Below are 16,333 nucleotides of genomic sequence, written 5' to 3' on the forward strand. Positions count from 1 at the left end.
ATCCGCTCAGGTGTTCGAGGACTGAAGCTTTTTCTCGTCCAGCAACGCCGACATCAGCAATCCGACAAGCGCGGACAGGCAGGCAAAGACAAAGGCCATATCCATCCCGCTGCTGAAGGCCGTGCCCAGCGCGTCCTTGATCTGCGCGATCTGCGCGGTATCGAAATGGCTGACCACCGTCTTCGCCTGTTCGGTGGCCAGCACGCCACCGTTGATCACCCGCTGATCCGCTTGGGTCATGTCGATCTTGTCGACCGCCAGATCATGCCCCAGCCGCGTCAGGCTGGCCGAGTACATCAGCGCCGTGGCGAAGGCGACGGCAAGGGCCCCATAGACAAGATGCACCATGAAACTGAGCCCACCGACAAGCCCGGCGCGCTCTGGCTTGACCGCGCTCATGGCGGCGGTGCCGGCAGGGCCAAGCGACAGGGTCGACCCGATGCCGATCAGGATCATTCCCGGCAGTATCTGAAAATACCCGAACGCGGCAGGCAGCACCACCACGGTCGCGGCCCCGATGACAGACAGAGTATATCCAGATAGCAGCAGCCGTTTGGGACCGAAATCATTGTAGAGCCGCCCCGAAATGATCGAACCCGCACATAGAAGCGCGGTCATAGGCACCAGCCCTATGGCCGATGCCATCGGCGTCCACGCAAGCGTTTTCTGCATATATTGCGGGAAATAAAGCAGCGCGATGAAGATCGCCGGGACCTGTAGCGCATTCAGCGACAGGGTGATCATAAATTCGCGATTGCGCAGCATCTGCGGAATGATCAGCGGCTCTTTTACGTGTCTTTCGATGGTCGGGAACAGCAGAACCAAAGCAAAGCTGACCCCGATCATCACCAGAATCGGCGGCGAGCTCCACCCCAGATCAGCCCCCACATCCAGGCTGTAGAGCAAGAGTAGAACCGCGATGGCCAGCACCGCCACACCAACGAGGTCAAGATGTTCATCCGTTTTATGAGTCTGCTCCTTGGGCATCAGGATGCGGATCGTGATCATCGACACGATGGCCAGCACCACATTCGCGGCAAAGAAGTACCGCCAATCGCCAAAGCTGATCGCAACCCCGCTTATCAGTGGTCCGATGACATTGCCGATGGTGACGCCCGACAGGATCAACCCCATCACCAGCCCCTGCTCTTCGGGTTTGGCGATCCGTGTCGCTCCGAATGCCAGCGTGCAGGGCCAGATCAACCCCGAGCCGATCCCCTGCAAGGCGCGCGCGCCGATCAGAGCGGTCAGGTCCGGCGCCACCAGACACAGAACCGATGCCAGTAGAAAGATCACCAGACCAACCATCAGCACCGGACGGTGCCCGTACATGTCGCCCAGCCGCCCGCCCGTCACCATCGTCATGGCAAAGAACAGCGCATAGATATTCAAAACCCATTGTGTCGAAGTGATGTCGGTATCAAAAGCCAACTCGATCGCGGGCACCAGCAGCATCGCACCGGTGAAATCGATACCCACCGCAAATGCGGTCACCATGAGTGCAGCAATGCTCAGGGTGTTCTTGCGGTCCATTCCGCCCCTCCTACCGGATCCTTCGTTCAACTGTGTCGCCCGATTTTCAAGGAAAACAGGCAATTTGCGCGCACCGTGCCGAGCGTGGTCGTGTTATTCGCGCGGTTCCCAGACCGGTGCCTTGCCGATCCGATCAAGCAGGAAATCCATGAACACCCGCACCTTCGCGGACAGGACATTGGCCTTGGGATAGACCAGCCAGAGCACCGATCTGTCCGCGACCTCATAGTCGGGCAGCACGCGCAGCAAGGTGCCTTGCGCGATCTCTTCATGAACGCTCCAGAGTGAATTGACCGAAATGCCCGCCCCCGCAAGCGTGGCCTGTTTCTGGCTCGAGCCGTCATCCACGATCAACCGGCAGGCGGCGGCGCGTGGATCGAATGTGCCCTCCTGCCCCTGCGGTCCGACAAGCGCACGCGGTGCGCGTGTGCCGAACGCGACCAACTGGTGGGCTTTCAGGTCGTCGGGCAATTGCGGGGTGCCATGCTGGGCAAGATAGGCGGGTGCGGCGCACAGGATACGCCGGTCATCGGCCAGCTTGCGGCCCTTGAGGCTGGTATCCTCCAGCGCGGAATTGCGCAGCGCCAGATCAAAGCTGCCCTCGATCAGATCGAAGGGCTTGTCTGACAGGCGCAGATCCAGCGAGACACCGGGATGGGCCGCCAGAAATTCCGGCAGATGGGGCGCGATGTAAAGCTGCGCGAAACTGCTGGGCGCGGTAAAGCGCAGCGTCCCCGTCGCCTGCGGCTGACGCAGGCCAAGTGCTGCGCGGCCCGCATCCTCCTGCGCCAGCATCTCGCGCGCAAAGGGCAGGAATTCGGACCCTTCCAGCGACAGCGAAACCTTGCGGGTCGAGCGGTGCAGCAGATCGGCACTCAGCACGGTCTCGAGCTTTGCCAGCTTGGCGCTTGCCACCGCAGGGGCCAGCCCCAGTTCACGGCCCGCAGCGCTGATATTCAGCTTTTCTGCTGCAAGAACAAACAGGCGCAGGCCATCAGTATCCATTCAATTATATCCATAGTCGGAATTCTGAACCAGAATTTGACCTGTTTATCACAAAATCACCGGGAAATATATGGGCTGCACAAGATGGTGAGTGTTTCGACAGTGTTACCCCATCCCAATCCGACCAAAGGACAGGACATATGGTTTTCTACTCCGTTCTCGCCGTGCCCCCGCAACCGAAGACGGAACCCTCGGTTATATCGGCCCGGCAAACGAAAAGGAGACCGAATATGGCGGCGGGTATCTGGCCCGAACTGCCAGTCATGAACAGCTGGAAGGGGGCGATCAGCCCTCGTCCCTGCGTATCGTTATCGAATCGCCCACGCGCGAGGCCGCCGCAGGCTTCACGAACGAGCCGCGCGACGCACCGCATCTGCAGGCCCGCACCGCAGGGTCGAACAGCCCGCACTTCCGGATCGAAGGCAAGGACGACCTCGCCTGACCGGGCGACCGGCATCCCGAAACATCCGCCCCCCGCGTTGCCCTGCACCAACAAGAAAGTTGCCCTGCACCAACAAGAAAAAGGAGCTGATATGCTGCCCAAACCGTCAGGCTGGCGGTTGCCGTTGATGATCACCGGGGGCAGCCAGCAAAGCCCGGACTGGATCGCGCAGAACGGCGATGGCTGGATGACCTATCCCCGCAACATTGCGGCGCAGGCCAGTGTGGTCGCCGACTATCGCAGCCGAATCGCCGCTTTGGGTGGCGTAGACAAACCGGTCATGCAATCGCTTTATGTGGATCTGGCTGAGGATCCCGACACCCCGCCACAGCCGATCCATCTGGGCTTTCGTTCGGGCACGACCTACCTGCGGTCCTACCTGAGTGAGATCAGGGGCACCGGTGTGAACCATGTTGCCCTGAACCTGCGCTTCAATCAGGCGGATATCGAAACGACCATGAAACGTCTGGCCGACGACCTGCTGCCGGACTTCAGCAACTGAGGACCTCACGAATGCAAAAGACAATTCTGATCACCGGATCGACCGACGGGATCGGGCTGGAAGCCGCCAAACGGCTGGCCGCCGATGGTCATCGCGTGCTGTTGCACGGGCGCAACCCTGCAAAGCTCGACGCCGCTGCGGCAGAGGTCGCAGGCGATACCCAGCGCTACATTGCCGACCTGTCTCGCCTGGCCGAAGTCACGGCGCTGGCGGATGCGATCGCCGACCGGCACGACCGTCTGGACGTGCTGATCAACAACGCAGGTATCCTCAAGACGCCGCAGCCCGTTACCGAAGATGGAATGGATGTGCGCTTTGTGGTCAATATGCTGGCGCCTTATGTCCTGACCCGCCGCCTGCTGCCATTGATGGAGGGCAGCGGCCGGGTCATCAACCTGTCCTCGGCGGCGCAGGCCCCGGTCGACCTGCAGGCCTTGGCAGGGTCCGCGCACCTGACAGATATGGAGGCCTATGCCCAAAGCAAGCTGGCCATCACCATGTGGTCGCGGGAACTGGCAAGCGAGCTGCCTGAGGGCCCGGTTGTCGTGGCGGTGAATCCCGGCTCTCTGCTGGCGAGCAAAATGGTGAAGGAGGGTTTTGGCGTGGCCGGAAACGACATCGGCATCGGTGCCGACATTCTGCACCGCGCGGCCCTCTCGGACGAGTTTGCAACTGCAACCGGGAGCTATTTCGACAATGATTCAGGTCGGTTCGGACCGCCCCACGCAGATGCACTTGATGCATCGAAATCCGCGGCTGTTATGCGGGCGATTGAGGCCGTTTTGGCGAAATAGGCGCTAATCCAGCTCGCGTGCTTCGTCGATCAGCATCACCGGGATGCCGTTGCGGATCGGAAAAGCGAGGCCCGCGGGTTTAGACACCAGCTCGTGCCGTTCGGCGTCATAATGCAGCGTGGTCTGGGTCTGCGGGCAGACCAGCGCTTCGAGCATGTGGCGGTCGAAACCGGGTTCGGGGTTGGTGGTCTTGGCGTCGCTCATTGCAGGATCTCCTCGCTTGTCCCGCCCCTTAACGAATATTCGATCAGGGTGACAAGCGTTTCCCGCCGTGTGGCCAGACAGGGCGCCTCCAAAAGCGCCTGTTTGTCCTCGGGGTCGAAATCCAGCAACATCGACAGGGAGTTCACCAGCAATTCGTCCTCCGCATCCTTCAGCGTATCCCAGTCGGTTGACAAGTCGCGCGCGCTGAAGAATCGGTGCAGCAGGTCCATGAAACCCGCGCGGTCAAATGTCGTATCCGCCTCGGGCCGCCCCAGATCACGGTCGAACCCGGTCCAGGTCACCGCGCAGCGCCGATAGGGTGTGAACCCTTCGACCTCTTCACGGATGCGAAAGCGCGACGCACCCGACAGCGTGATCAGATAGCGACCATCTTCGGTTTCCGAGAACTGCGTCACCCGGCCCGCGCAGCCGATGCTGTGCAGCTTGTCGGCGTCGCGGTCGCACGGATTGGGCTGCACCATGCCGATCACGCGATGCGAAGTTTTGAGCGTATCGTCCAGCATCTGCAGGTAACGCGGCTCGAATATATGCAGTGGCAGGCGCGAGCGCGGCAACAAGAGCGCCCCGGGAAGCGGGAACACCGCAATCGTGTCCGGCAGGTCAGCGGGTTGAATCATGTCCTCAAGTGTAGCTCTGATGCCGCGTCAGGCAAATATCATCGAGCTGAGCTTGCGGCGGCCATTCAGAACCACCGGATCATTGGGCTTGAGCGCGTCGAAAATGGTGAAGAGCTGCGCCTTGGCCGCACCGTCATTCCACTCGCGGTCGCGACGGAAAAGGTCCAGCAACTGATCGACCGCCTCTTGCACCTGTCCGCCCGCATGCAGCGCAAGCGCCAGATCGAACCGGGCCTGATGGTCATCCGGGTTGGCCTCGACCGCGGCCTGCAACTCACCCACGGGGCCGGCATCGGCAGCTTGTTTGGCCAGTTCCAGCTGGGCAAAGGCGGCTTCAAGCTCGGTGCTGGTGGAAATCTCGGCCGGGGCACCGTTCAGGATGGCCTCGGCCTGATCGAGATCGTCCAATGCGATATGGGACCGCACCAGACCGCCATAGGCAGCCGCGTGGTTGGGATCTTCGCCCAGGATGGCGGCAAAGGTCTGGGCGGCGTCAACAGCCGCGCCCTGCGCCAGCATCTCGTCGGCGGCTTCGACTGCCTCGTCCAACTGGCCACTGGGGCTTTCGCCGCCCGCCGCTGCGATGACCTTGTCGACAAAGGCCTTGATTTCGGACGCTGGCAACGCGCCCTGAAACGCGTCGATCGGCTGCCCCTGATAGAAGGCAAAAACGGTCGGGACGGTCTGAACCCGCAGCTGCGAGGCGATCATCTGCGCCTCGTCCACGTTGATCTTGACCATCTTCACCGCGCCACGTGCGGCCATCACCGCGTCCTCCAACAGGGGACCCAGCGTCTTGCAGGGGCCACACCAGGGCGCCCAGAAATCGACGATGACCGGCACCTGCTGCGAGGTCTCGACCACATCCGCCATGAAGGTCGCCTCGGACCCGTCCTTGATCAGATCGCCCGCAGGCGCCGCGCCTGCCCCGTTCAGAATATCCATGGCTCAGTGCTCCTGTCCTTGTGCCGCATCTATATGGAATCAAAGCGGCGAAAGCCAAGTGTCGATTTGGCGTTTCACCCGATTCACCCGCAGCGTTCAGAGATCGAAGCTGGCAAAGACCGGTGCGTGGTCGCTGGGTTTTTCCCAACCGCGCGCATCGCGCAGGATGCGGCTGGAATGGGCGGCATTGCTGATATCGGGCGTGGCCCAGACGTGATCCAGCCTGCGGCCCTTGTCTGCGGCATCCCAATCCCGCGCCCGGTAAGACCACCAGCTGTAAAGCTTGCCATCGGGGATGTCGCGGCGGGTGATGTCGACCCAGCCACCGGCGTCTTGCGTCTCGGCCAGTTGTTCGACCTCGATCGGTGTGTGAGAGACGACCTTGAGCAGTTGTTTATGCGACCACACGTCATCCTCGTGCGGGGCGATGTTGAGATCGCCAACGAGGATGGATTTCTCAGGCTTTTCCGCCCGGAACCAGTCGCGCATATCGGTCAGGTAATCGAGCTTCTGGCCGAATTTCTCATTCACTTCGCGATCCGGCACATCGCCGCCCGCCGGGACATAGAAATTGTGGATCACGGTACCGTTTTCCAGCCGACCCGCCACGTGGCGAGCATGACCAAGACCCGCGAAATCCTTGTCACCCACATCCTCGATGGGCAGGCGCGACAGGATCGCGACGCCGTTGTAACCCTTCTGCCCACGCGCAATCATGTGCGGGTAGCCCAGTTCAGCGAACCCTTCGGTGGGGATCTTGTCGACCGGCGATTTGCATTCCTGCAGGCAGAGCACATCCGGCCCCTCTTCGCTCAGCAGTTTCTGCACGATCGGTTCGCGCAGCCGGACCGAGTTGATGTTCCAGGTGGCAAGGGTAAAGGGCATGGGACAGCTTTCGACAGGACGGTTCCGGCGCACCCTATCGTGGCGCCGGAGCACGCGCCATCCCCAAGCGGACACTCCCTGTCCGGGCCGGAGGCACTGGCCAAAGGTGACCATCACCCAGACAAAAAAAGACCGGGCGCAAGGCCCGGCCAGTCCAACAGGGAGGATGCATGTCATAACCCGGACATGCGCGGGCTGAATTAACATTAACAGATTCGCGCGCCTCTCAATATGACATTTGTCACACAGGAACCGCGAATTCAGGCCACCAGGCGATAGCCCCCGGATTCGGTGACCAGCAGCCGCGCGTTCGAGGGATCGGGCTCGATCTTCTGGCGCAGACGATAGATGTGGGTTTCCAGCGTGTGCGTGGTCACCCCGGCATTATACCCCCAAACCTCGTGCAGCAGCACGTCACGCGCAACGACGCCATCGGTCGAGCGGTAGAGGAACTTGAGGATATTGGTTTCTTTTTCGGTCAGGCGGATCTTGCGCTCATCATCGGTGATCAGCATCTTCATCGCCGGTTTGAACGTATACGGGCCAAGCTGGAACACCGCATCCTCGGATTGTTCATGCTGGCGCAACTGCGCGCGGATACGGGCCAGAAGGACGGGGAATTTGAAGGGTTTAGTAACGTAGTCATTGGCCCCGGCATCAAGCCCCAGGATGGTATCGGCATCGCCGTCATGACCGGTCAGCATCAGGATCGGGCTCTTGACCCCCTGCTTTCGCATCAGACGACACAATTCGCGCCCGTCGGTATCAGGCAGCCCCACATCCAGAATGACGAGGTCATACAGCGCCTCTTTCACCCGCTCCATCGCGTTCTGGCCATCGCTGGCCTCGAACACATCGAAATCCTCGGTCATGACCAGTTGCTCGCTGAGCGCCTCGCGCAGGTCTTCATCGTCATCGACCAGCAGGATTTTCTTGAGCTGTGCCATTGCGGCGTCCTCCTTGAACTTTCCCTGAACTTGAGCCTGCGGCAGGGCATCCACAAGGTAGGCCGCCTTTTTTTCACGCCCTCGTGTCCAAGGCCGGGGAAATGTTTCACATTTGCAGCAAGCGCGACTAAGCAGGGGGCCGAACGTTACAGGAAACGACCCATGAGTCTTCTTCCCGATATCACCGAACTGATGGCCCGCGCCCGCGCCGATCTGCGCATGGGTGTGCCGGTGGTGCTGTCCGACCGCGCGCAGGGCAGCGTTCTTGTTGCCTCGACCGAGACGCTGAGCGCAACACGTCTTGCCGCTTTGCGCGCCCTGGGCGGAGAGCTGTGCGTTGCCATTACCGCACGCCGGGCGGAAACGCTCAAGGCCCGCGCCTATGATGGCGATCTGGCGCGGATCGCGGTGCCCGATGATGTCGATCTGGCCTGGATCGCGGCCATCGCCGACCCTTCCGACGATCTGAACGCGCCGATGAAAGGCCCGCTGCGATCGCTGCGCGACGGGCAGGCCGATCTGCACCGTCTGGCCATCGCGCTGATGAAGACCGCGCGCCTGTTGCCTGCAGCCGTAATCACCCCCCTTCCCGCGTCTCTTCCCATCGAGGGCCTGACCCGGATCAACCACGCCGCTGCCGTATCATTCATGACCACGCGCAGCCCCTTGCAGGAAGTTGTCGCGGCCCGATTGCCCGTCCAGGTATCCGAGGCCGGGAGGCTGCATATCTTCCGGCCCGAAGATGGCGGAGAGGAGCACTATGCCTTCGAAATCGGGCGGCCCGACCGGCAGGCACCGGTTCTGTCGCGACTGCATTCGGCCTGTTTCACCGGTGACCTGCTGGGCAGCCTGAAATGCGACTGCGGCCCTCAGCTGCGCGGTGCCTTGGCCCAGATGGGGGCCGAGGGGGCGGGTGTGCTGCTCTATCTCAACCAGGAAGGGCGCGGTATCGGGCTGGCCAACAAGATGCGCGCCTATTCGCTGCAGGATCAGGGATTTGACACGGTCGAGGCCAATCACCGGCTGGGTTTTGAGGATGACGAGCGCGATTTCCGGCTGGGCTCGGACATTCTGAAGACGTTGGGGTTTTCCTCGGTGCGACTGCTGACAAACAACCCCGCCAAGATCGCGATGATGGAGCGCACCGGCATCAGCGTCGCCGAGCGGGTGCCTCTCAAGGTGGGCGAAACCGCCCATAACCGGGGCTATCTGGCGACCAAGGCGGCGAAATCCGGGCATCTGCTGTGACACCGCGCGACCTTGTACTGACGCCAACGGCGTTGCGCTATCTGGGGCGCAGGTTTCCTTGCACCATCGGAACCGGCGGGCTGACGATGCGCAAGCGCGAAGGAGACGGGGCGACACCGATCGGCACTCACAGGATTGTCGGCATGTTTTATCGTCCCGACCGCCTGATCCCGCCCACACCCTGGGCGCACCCGGTGGGTCCGCGCGATCTATGGTCAGATGACGGCGGTGATCCCGCCTATAACATGTGGGTCCGCACCCCGCATGGATACAGTCACGAGGCGCTGCGCCGATCCGACCCGCTTTATGATCTGGTGCTGGTGATGGACTGGAACCTGCCCGACGCCGTGCCCGGACAGGGCTCGGCCATCTTCATCCATCAATGGCGGCGTCCAGGCTACCCGACCGAGGGCTGTATCGCCCTGCGTCGCCAACATCTGCACTGGATCGCCCGGCGGGTGAGCTATGGAACCCGCGTGATCATCCCTGCGGCTTGACCCTTTCGCCAAAGATCGCAGACCCGACCCGGACATGGGTGGCACCCAGCGCGATGGCGGTCTCGAAATCGCCACTCATACCCATCGACAGACCCTCAAGCCCGTTGCGCGCCGCGATCTTGGCAAGCAGAGCAAAATGCAGCGCCGGTTCCTCGTCAACGGGCGGGATGCACATCAGGCCCCGCACCGGCAGGTCGAGTGACTTGCAGTCTTTCACGAAATCATCCGCATCGGCAGGCAGCACACCCGCTTTTTGCGCCTCTTCACCGGTATTCACCTGTACGAAAAGGTCAGGGCACGTACCCAGTTCCTGCGCCAATCTCGCAAAGGTGTTGGCAAGCTTGGGCCGGTCGAGCGCGTGGATCGCGTGGCCAAGCTCCATCGCCTGTCGGGCCTTGTTGGTCTGCAACGGACCGATCAGATGCAGGTCGACATCGCTATAGCGCTTCATCAGGGCGGGCCACTTTCCTGCCGCCTCCTGCACGCGATTCTCGCCAAAGACACGATGCCCCTGCTCCAGCACCGCCTCGACCCGGTCGATGGGCTGGACTTTGGATACGGCGATCAGCTTGACCGCCCCCTTTGCCCGTCCTGCAGCGTTTTCGGCCTGGTGAATTCTGTCGGTGATTTCCTGAAGTGACATGCGCTGCCCCGATGTGGTCCTGCCCCCGAGAAACACCATGTGAGCGCAAAAGAAAAGGGCAGGTCCGAAGACCTGCCCAAATCTGTAACCGTTAGGTCGTGATCAACTTAGAAGTTGAAGATCACACCCACATCAGCAACGGTGTCGCTGGAATCGCCGCCGGGCTTGACCGAAGCAACACCGCCTTTGAGGGCAACGCCGCCACCGAGATCCTGAACGACACCCAGGCCAAACGCTTGCGTGTCGTCGTCACCCGAACCGTCAGCATAGGAGAAGATCAGATCGGTTGCGGTGCCCAGCTCATAGGCAGCCGACAGACCCCAGAAGGTGTCGAAAGCGCCGTCATCGTTGTCTGCATCTTCTTTACCAACCAACAGGGTACCGTTGAAGGCGCCGAAGGTTGCCGCAGCGGTTGCACCGTAGATTTTGGTCTCACCCAAACCGCCGGTACCTTCCGGCTCGTTCTGCGAGTAGAACAGCGCGACAGCATAGGCGTCATTTGCCCATGCACCGCTGACACCCCACTGTTCGCCAGCACCGGTTTCTTCGGGCGAGTAGGAGGCCGAAACAGCAAAGTCTCCGAAGGCGTACTGAGCGAAGATACCGTTCACGCCTGCGCTGGTCGAAGAGAACGAGTCCAGCGCGAAGTCGACGGCAGCATACTGACCGGTGAAGGCGGTCAGGCCGGGTTCGTTACCGTAGTAGTTCGGAAGGTTGTCGATAACGCCGGAGATGTTGCCAACGTCAACACGCAGGCCTTCATACTGCGTGGTGAAGCGTGCACCGCTGAGTTGAGCGCCATTCCGGTCAGTTGTACCGGAGACAGTGTTGGTGTTCTGATCAACACCGCCGCTGAAACCATTTCCTTGGTTCGCGGTACCGTCCTGGTTTGCGTCAGCCTGCAAACGAACACGTGCGGAGAACGCAACACCGCCATCGGTTTCTGCGTTGGCGTCGATGTTCAAACGAAAACGGCTGGTCAGGAAGGTTTCTTTATCGTCACCTTCTGCGCCACCGTCATATTTCAGGCCAAAACGGCCGTAACCGCTGAACGCCATGTTTGCGATGTCCGCTGCCGCGAAATCGGCTGCTGCCATCGCGGTCAGAGCGGTCGAAGCGAAGAGAATCTTTTTCATCGTTTTTTCCCTCGGGTTTCCTTTAGTGCCTCAAGCGCATCGCATTCACGGCTCTGGCCTGAGCATGGGCATCGTGTCGCCCGTTTCGACCTGATAGCGCAAGTATCGCGGCGCGCGTTTGACCAATTGTTCCCTGACATGGTGCAAGGATGCCACAGTGATCGCGGCACCCCGGCAACGCCAAAGCGAAAAGAGCGAAATTGGCTCTGAAAATACGGCCTTGTTGCATCGCGGCGGCTTGTCTAAAACTCTGCCAACCGGATTATCAGGACGTAGACCAATGACCAGTGGCCCTTTCCGATTTGCTGTGCTCGCCGCAAGCCTTGTTGCGCTGGCGTCCTGCGGCCCCTCCGCGCTGAGTTCGGACACGCCCAACAACAATGACCGCCTTATTGGTGGCAAACCTGATGATGTTGCGACCGACGACCCGAACCGGTCGACCATCTGGGACATTTTCAAGCCGACCAACGTCGAAAACGTTGTTGATGTGAACAAATACCTCTGGGCGGCCTCGCTGGATGTGCTCAATTTTTTGCCCGTCGAGGCTGTTGATCCCTTCACCGGCGTGATCTCGACAGGCTATGGAACGCCGCCGGGTGGCGGTAGGGCCTACCGCGCGACGGTCCATATCAGCGACCCCGCGCTTGAGGCGCGTTCGCTGAACGTGGCGCTTCAGTCCCGCAGCGGCCCGGTCAGCCAGGCCACGGCCCGCGCGGTTGAGGATGCGATTCTGTCGCGTGCACGACAGCTACGCATCGCTGATGGCAGGCTCTAGAATCCCGGACCCATAGACAGTATCAACGCGCCGGGCCAAACGCCCGGCGTTTTCATTGACCAAGGACCGCACCACATGTCGCGCTATTCCGCCTCCGATATCGAAGCCAAGTGGCAGGACGCCTGGGACAAGGCCGGTATCTTCACCGCCAGGCGCAGCGGGGACAAGCCCAAGTATTATGTGCTCGAGATGTTCCCCTACCCCTCGGGCCGCATCCATATGGGCCATGTGCGCAACTACACGATGGGTGACGTGATCGCGCGGCACAAACTGGCCACCGGCCATAATGTGCTGCACCCGATGGGCTGGGACGCGTTTGGCATGCCCGCCGAAAACGCCGCCATGGCGATCGGTGGTCACCCCAAAGACTGGACCTATGGTAACATCGCCGACATGCGCGGGCAGATGAAGCCGCTGGGCCTGTCCATCGACTGGTCGCGGGAATTTGCTACCTGCGACCCGGAATATTATGGCCAGCAACAGGCGCTGTTTCTGGATATGCTCGGCGCCGGTCTCGTCTACCGCAAAAACGCCGTGGTAAACTGGGACCCGGTCGATATGACGGTTCTGGCCAATGAGCAGGTCGAAAACGGGCGCGGCTGGCGGTCCGGCGCTTTGGTCGAGCGGCGCGAGCTGACGCAGTGGTTCTTCAAGATCAGCGATTATTCCGAAGAATTGCTGGATGCGCTGGACACGCTCGAAAACTGGCCCGCCAAGGTGCGGCTGATGCAGGAAAACTGGATCGGCAAGTCGCGCGGGCTGCAATTCGCCTTTGAGCGCACAGATGATGGCGACCCGATCACCGTCTACACCACAAGGCCCGATACGCTGCTGGGCGCCAGCTTTGTCGGCATCTCGCCCGATCATCCCATTGCGCGCGCGTTGGAGGCCGAAAACCCCGAGATCGCAGGATTTGTTGCCGAATGCCGCAAGGGCGGCACCACCGAAGAGGCCATCGAAACCGCCGAGAAACTGGGCTATGACACCGGCATCCGGGTCAAACACCCGCTGAATCCGGATTGGGAGCTGCCGGTCTGGATCGCCAATTTCATCCTGATGGATTACGGCACCGGCGCGATCTTTGCCTGTCCTGCGCATGATCAGCGCGACCTGGATTTCTGCCGCAAATACGACCTGCCGGTGATCGATACCTTCTTTGCGCTGGAAGACGACACGCCGGTGGACAAACTGGCCTTTGTGCCACCCAAGACCGAGAAAGTGCGCTGGGTCGAACACTTTGCAGGTCTGACCGAGGCCACCGGGCAAGAGGCCATCGACGCCACCATCGACTTTGCCGAAAAGGCAGGCTGGGGCGAAGGCGTCACCAAATACCGCCTGCGCGACTGGGGGCTGAGCCGCCAGCGCTATTGGGGCTGCCCGATTCCGGTCGTGCATTGCGACAGCTGCGGCGTGGTGCCGGAGAAGAAAGAGAACCTGCCGATCCGCCTGCCCGACGATGTCAGCTTTGACAAACCCGGCAACCCGCTGGACCGGCACCCGACATGGCGCGATTGCACCTGTCCGTCTTGCGATGCACCCGCGAAACGCGAAACCGACACAATGGACACGTTTGTCGATTCGTCTTGGTATTTCGCCCGTTTCACCGCCCCGCGCGCGGAAACGCCCACCGATCTGGCCGAGGCCGAGTACTGGATGAATGTCGACCAGTATATCGGCGGGGTCGAACACGCGATTTTGCACCTGCTCTATTCCCGCTTCTTCGCGCGGGCGATGCAGATCACCGGGCATCTGCCGAAAAAAGCCATCGAACCTTTCAATGCGCTGTTCACCCAGGGCATGGTGACGCATGAGATCTACCAGACCCGCGACACCAATGGCCGCCCGGTCTATCACCTGCCCGAGGATGTGAGCGACGGCAAACTGACCGACGGCACCGAGGTTGAGATCATCCCCTCGGCCAAGATGTCGAAATCCAAGAAAAACGTGGTCGACCCGGTCAGCATCATTTCGGCCTTTGGCGCCGACACCGCGCGCTGGTTCGTGCTGTCCGATTCGCCCCCCGAGCGCGACGTGGAATGGACCGCAGCCGGGGCCGAGGCCGCCTATAAGCACCTGAACCGGGTCTGGAACCTCTGCGACAAGATCGGCGCGATGGACCCCGGGGCCAGGGGCGACGGCGACACCGAGCTGCTGCGCGAGATGCACAAGGCGATCCGTGACGTGACACTGGGCGTCGAAAGCTTCGGGTTCAATGCCTCGATCGCAAAGCTCTATGCCTTTACCAACACGCTGGCCAAATCCAAGGCCGGGCATGCGGCGCAAAAGCAAGCCATCATGACGCTGGCTCAACTGATGTCACCGATGACACCGCATCTGGCCGAAGATATCTGGGCGCATCAGGGCGGCGAAGGTCTGGTCGCCACTGCGCCCTGGCCGGTGGCGGATGAGGCGATGCTGGTCGATGACACCGTCACCCTGCCCATTCAGGTCAACGGCAAGCGTCGCGCGGAAATCAGCGTTCCCAAAGATATGGACAAGGCAGAGGTTGAAAAACGCGCCCTCTCGGAAGATGCTGTGCAACGGGTGCTGGAAGGGGCCACACCCAAAAAAGTGATCGTTGTCCCGGGCAGGATCGTGAATGTCGTCATTTAACCGCAGAACCCTGCTGATGCTGCCGCTGGCGCTTGCCGCCTGCGGTTTCTCTCCTGTCTACGCACCGGGCGGCAATGCCGACCTGCTGAATGGCAAGATCGAGGTTTCAGCCCCCACTTCGACCGATACCTATCTGCTGGTGCGCAATCTTGAAGGCAATCTGGGCCGTGCGGCGAACCCGGACTACCGGCTGAACGTCTCGCTATCGACCAGAACCCAGGGCCAGGCGATCACTGCCGACAACGCGATCCTGCGCTATGCGCTTGCGGGGCGGGTAGAGTATTCGCTGATCCGGGTTGCCAATGGCGAGATTGTCTCCTCCGGCGATGTGTCGAATTTCGTGGGCTATTCCGCCACCGGCTCGACCGTTGAGACGCTGGCCAGCGAAAAGGACGCCAACAAACGCCTGATGGTGATTCTCGCCGATCAACTGACCACCGAGCTTTACAGCCTGCCGGACCTCACCGCATGAAGCTGAGCCCGCGCGACGCCGAGGGTTATTTCGCACGTCCCGACGCCTCAAAGACCGGCATCCTGATCTATGGCGCTGACGCCATGCGGGTGGCGCTGAAGCGGCAGCAGGTTCTGGCCGCACTGCTGGGCGCCAATGCCGATGAAGAGATGCGGCTGACCCGCCTGTCCGGTTCCGATCTGCGCTCGGACCCGACCTTGCTGCTGGACGCGATCAAGGCCGTGGGCTTCTTTCCCGGCCCACGCGGTGCATTTGTCGAAGAGGCGACAGATGCCGCCGCCCCTGCGGTGCTGTCGGCGCTGTCGGACTGGGCCGAGGGCGATGCCCAGATCATCGTCACGGCGGGGCAGTTGAAACCGTCCTCCAAGCTGCGCAAGGCGTTTGAGACCCATCCCAACGCCTATGCAGTGGGCATCTATGACGACCCGCCAACACGCTCCGAGATCGAGCGCATTCTGTCCGAGACCGGGATTCGCAACGTTCCCCGCGAACCGATGTCGGCACTGGTCGATCTGGCGGGCGAGCTTGGGCCCGGCGATTTCGCCCGCACGGTGGAAAAGCTGGCGCTATACAAACGCGGCGACGAGGCCGAGCTGTCGCTGGACGATATCCAGACCTGCGCGCCGCAATCCAGTGAGGCAGGACTGGACGATGTGCTCAATATCGTGGCCGAGGGGCGCACGGGTGAGATCGGCCCGCTGATGCGGCGGTTGGTGGCGCAGGGCACAACCGGCGTGTCGCTCTGCATCGGGGCGACCTGGCATTTTCGCACGCTTTATACCTGCGCGGCTGATCCCGGCGGTCCGGCGCAGGGAATCGGGCGGTTGCGCCCACCGGTCTATGGCAAGCGCCGCGACCGTATTCTGCGACAGGCGCAGACCTGGGGTGCGCCGCGACTGGAAACCGCGCTGACGTTGCTGACCGATACCGATCTGCAACTGCGCTCGGCCGGGCAGACAGCCCCGGCCATGGCGCTGGTCGAACGGGCGCTGATCCGGCTGGCAATGCTGGCGCGGGCGCGTTGACGTGACGCGGTGTTTGGCTTGATCTGGCC

18 protein-coding genes are annotated in these 16,333 nt (G+C 61.5%); 9 read left to right on the forward strand and 9 right to left on the reverse strand.

What is annotated here, in order from left to right; all coding sequences use genetic code 11:
• Positions 1 to 6 precede the first annotated feature (6 nt).
• Both M3P21_RS13920 and M3P21_RS13925 read right to left on the reverse strand, forming a co-directional pair.
• Entirely contained in the window at positions 7 to 1,533 is a 1,527-nt protein-coding gene (locus M3P21_RS13920; RefSeq protein WP_249710730.1) for an MFS transporter, read from the reverse strand.
• 93 nt (positions 1,534 to 1,626) lie between these two features.
• Positions 1,627 to 2,538 (reverse strand): LysR family transcriptional regulator, encoded by a 912-nt coding sequence (locus M3P21_RS13925; RefSeq protein WP_249710731.1) that lies wholly within the window; start codon positions 2,536 to 2,538, stop codon positions 1,627 to 1,629.
• 91 nt (positions 2,539 to 2,629) lie between these two features.
• Here M3P21_RS13925 and M3P21_RS22675 point away from each other — a divergent pair, with 91 nt between their 5' ends.
• From M3P21_RS22675 to M3P21_RS13940, 3 genes are all read left to right on the forward strand, one after another.
• Positions 2,630 to 2,980, forward strand: coding sequence for a DUF1330 domain-containing protein (locus M3P21_RS22675; protein ID WP_249710732.1), 351 nt, complete (start codon positions 2,630 to 2,632; stop codon positions 2,978 to 2,980).
• Positions 2,981 to 3,071: 91 nt separating this feature from the next.
• Complete coding sequence (locus M3P21_RS13935) at positions 3,072 to 3,482, forward strand: LLM class oxidoreductase (protein ID WP_249710733.1); 411 nt, start codon at positions 3,072 to 3,074, stop codon at positions 3,480 to 3,482.
• Between the two features lie 11 nt (positions 3,483 to 3,493).
• Positions 3,494 to 4,276: an SDR family NAD(P)-dependent oxidoreductase gene (locus tag M3P21_RS13940; protein WP_249710734.1), complete on the forward strand. Its 783-nt coding sequence runs from the start codon at positions 3,494 to 3,496 to the stop codon at positions 4,274 to 4,276.
• A 3-nt stretch (positions 4,277 to 4,279) separates the two neighbouring features.
• On the opposite strand, the gene M3P21_RS13945 is transcribed toward M3P21_RS13940, so the two are convergent.
• From M3P21_RS13945 to M3P21_RS13965, 5 genes are all read right to left on the reverse strand, one after another.
• On the reverse strand, positions 4,280 to 4,480 hold the full coding sequence (locus M3P21_RS13945) for a Trm112 family protein (RefSeq protein ID WP_249710735.1): 201 nt from the start codon (positions 4,478 to 4,480) through the stop codon (positions 4,280 to 4,282).
• Positions 4,477 to 5,118, reverse strand: a complete 642-nt coding sequence (locus M3P21_RS13950) for an LON peptidase substrate-binding domain-containing protein (RefSeq protein ID WP_249710736.1) — start codon at positions 5,116 to 5,118, stop codon at positions 4,477 to 4,479. The genes M3P21_RS13945 and M3P21_RS13950 overlap by 4 nt, the downstream gene beginning before the upstream one ends.
• A gap of 27 nt (positions 5,119 to 5,145) precedes the next feature.
• Complete coding sequence (locus tag M3P21_RS13955; RefSeq protein WP_249710738.1) at positions 5,146 to 6,063, reverse strand: thioredoxin family protein; 918 nt, start codon at positions 6,061 to 6,063, stop codon at positions 5,146 to 5,148.
• A gap of 96 nt (positions 6,064 to 6,159) precedes the next feature.
• The gene (locus M3P21_RS13960; protein WP_249710739.1) at positions 6,160 to 6,948 is read right to left on the reverse strand and encodes an exodeoxyribonuclease III; all 789 of its coding nucleotides are present in this window, start codon (positions 6,946 to 6,948) and stop codon (positions 6,160 to 6,162) included.
• Positions 6,949 to 7,208: 260 nt separating this feature from the next.
• On the reverse strand, positions 7,209 to 7,895 hold the full coding sequence (locus M3P21_RS13965) for a response regulator transcription factor (protein ID WP_249710740.1): 687 nt from the start codon (positions 7,893 to 7,895) through the stop codon (positions 7,209 to 7,211).
• A 162-nt stretch (positions 7,896 to 8,057) separates the two neighbouring features.
• Between M3P21_RS13965 and ribA the strand changes: the two genes are divergently transcribed.
• A complete protein-coding gene (gene ribA / locus M3P21_RS13970; RefSeq protein WP_249710741.1) occupies positions 8,058 to 9,143 on the forward strand; it encodes a GTP cyclohydrolase II in 1,086 nt (361 codons plus the stop codon).
• Complete coding sequence (locus M3P21_RS13975) at positions 9,140 to 9,640, forward strand: L,D-transpeptidase family protein (protein WP_249710742.1); 501 nt, start codon at positions 9,140 to 9,142, stop codon at positions 9,638 to 9,640. Before ribA ends, M3P21_RS13975 begins: the two co-directional genes overlap by 4 nt.
• Here the strand turns inward: M3P21_RS13975 and M3P21_RS13980 are convergent.
• Both M3P21_RS13980 and M3P21_RS13985 read right to left on the reverse strand, forming a co-directional pair.
• On the reverse strand, positions 9,624 to 10,283 hold the full coding sequence (locus M3P21_RS13980) for a YggS family pyridoxal phosphate-dependent enzyme (RefSeq protein WP_249710743.1): 660 nt from the start codon (positions 10,281 to 10,283) through the stop codon (positions 9,624 to 9,626). The two genes, M3P21_RS13975 and M3P21_RS13980, sit on opposite strands and share 17 nt — an antisense overlap.
• Positions 10,284 to 10,390: 107 nt before the next feature.
• On the reverse strand, positions 10,391 to 11,419 hold the full coding sequence (locus tag M3P21_RS13985) for a porin (RefSeq protein ID WP_249710744.1): 1,029 nt from the start codon (positions 11,417 to 11,419) through the stop codon (positions 10,391 to 10,393).
• A gap of 280 nt (positions 11,420 to 11,699) precedes the next feature.
• Here M3P21_RS13985 and M3P21_RS13990 point away from each other — a divergent pair, with 280 nt between their 5' ends.
• From M3P21_RS13990 to holA, 4 genes are all read left to right on the forward strand, one after another.
• A complete protein-coding gene (locus M3P21_RS13990) occupies positions 11,700 to 12,194 on the forward strand; it encodes a DUF3576 domain-containing protein (RefSeq protein WP_249710745.1) in 495 nt (164 codons plus the stop codon).
• Positions 12,195 to 12,269: 75 nt separating this feature from the next.
• The gene (leuS, locus tag M3P21_RS13995; RefSeq protein ID WP_249710746.1) at positions 12,270 to 14,807 is read left to right on the forward strand and encodes a leucine--tRNA ligase; all 2,538 of its coding nucleotides are present in this window, start codon (positions 12,270 to 12,272) and stop codon (positions 14,805 to 14,807) included.
• Complete coding sequence (locus M3P21_RS14000) at positions 14,794 to 15,279, forward strand: LPS assembly lipoprotein LptE (RefSeq protein ID WP_249710747.1); 486 nt, start codon at positions 14,794 to 14,796, stop codon at positions 15,277 to 15,279. Before leuS ends, M3P21_RS14000 begins: the two co-directional genes overlap by 14 nt.
• Positions 15,276 to 16,304: a DNA polymerase III subunit delta gene (gene holA, locus M3P21_RS14005; protein ID WP_249710749.1), complete on the forward strand. Its 1,029-nt coding sequence runs from the start codon at positions 15,276 to 15,278 to the stop codon at positions 16,302 to 16,304. The genes M3P21_RS14000 and holA overlap by 4 nt, the downstream gene beginning before the upstream one ends.
• Positions 16,305 to 16,333 lie beyond the last annotated feature (29 nt).

Source organism: Ruegeria spongiae (assembly GCF_023502395.1).
Taxonomy (GTDB): Bacteria; Pseudomonadota; Alphaproteobacteria; order Rhodobacterales; family Rhodobacteraceae; genus Ruegeria_C; species Ruegeria_C spongiae.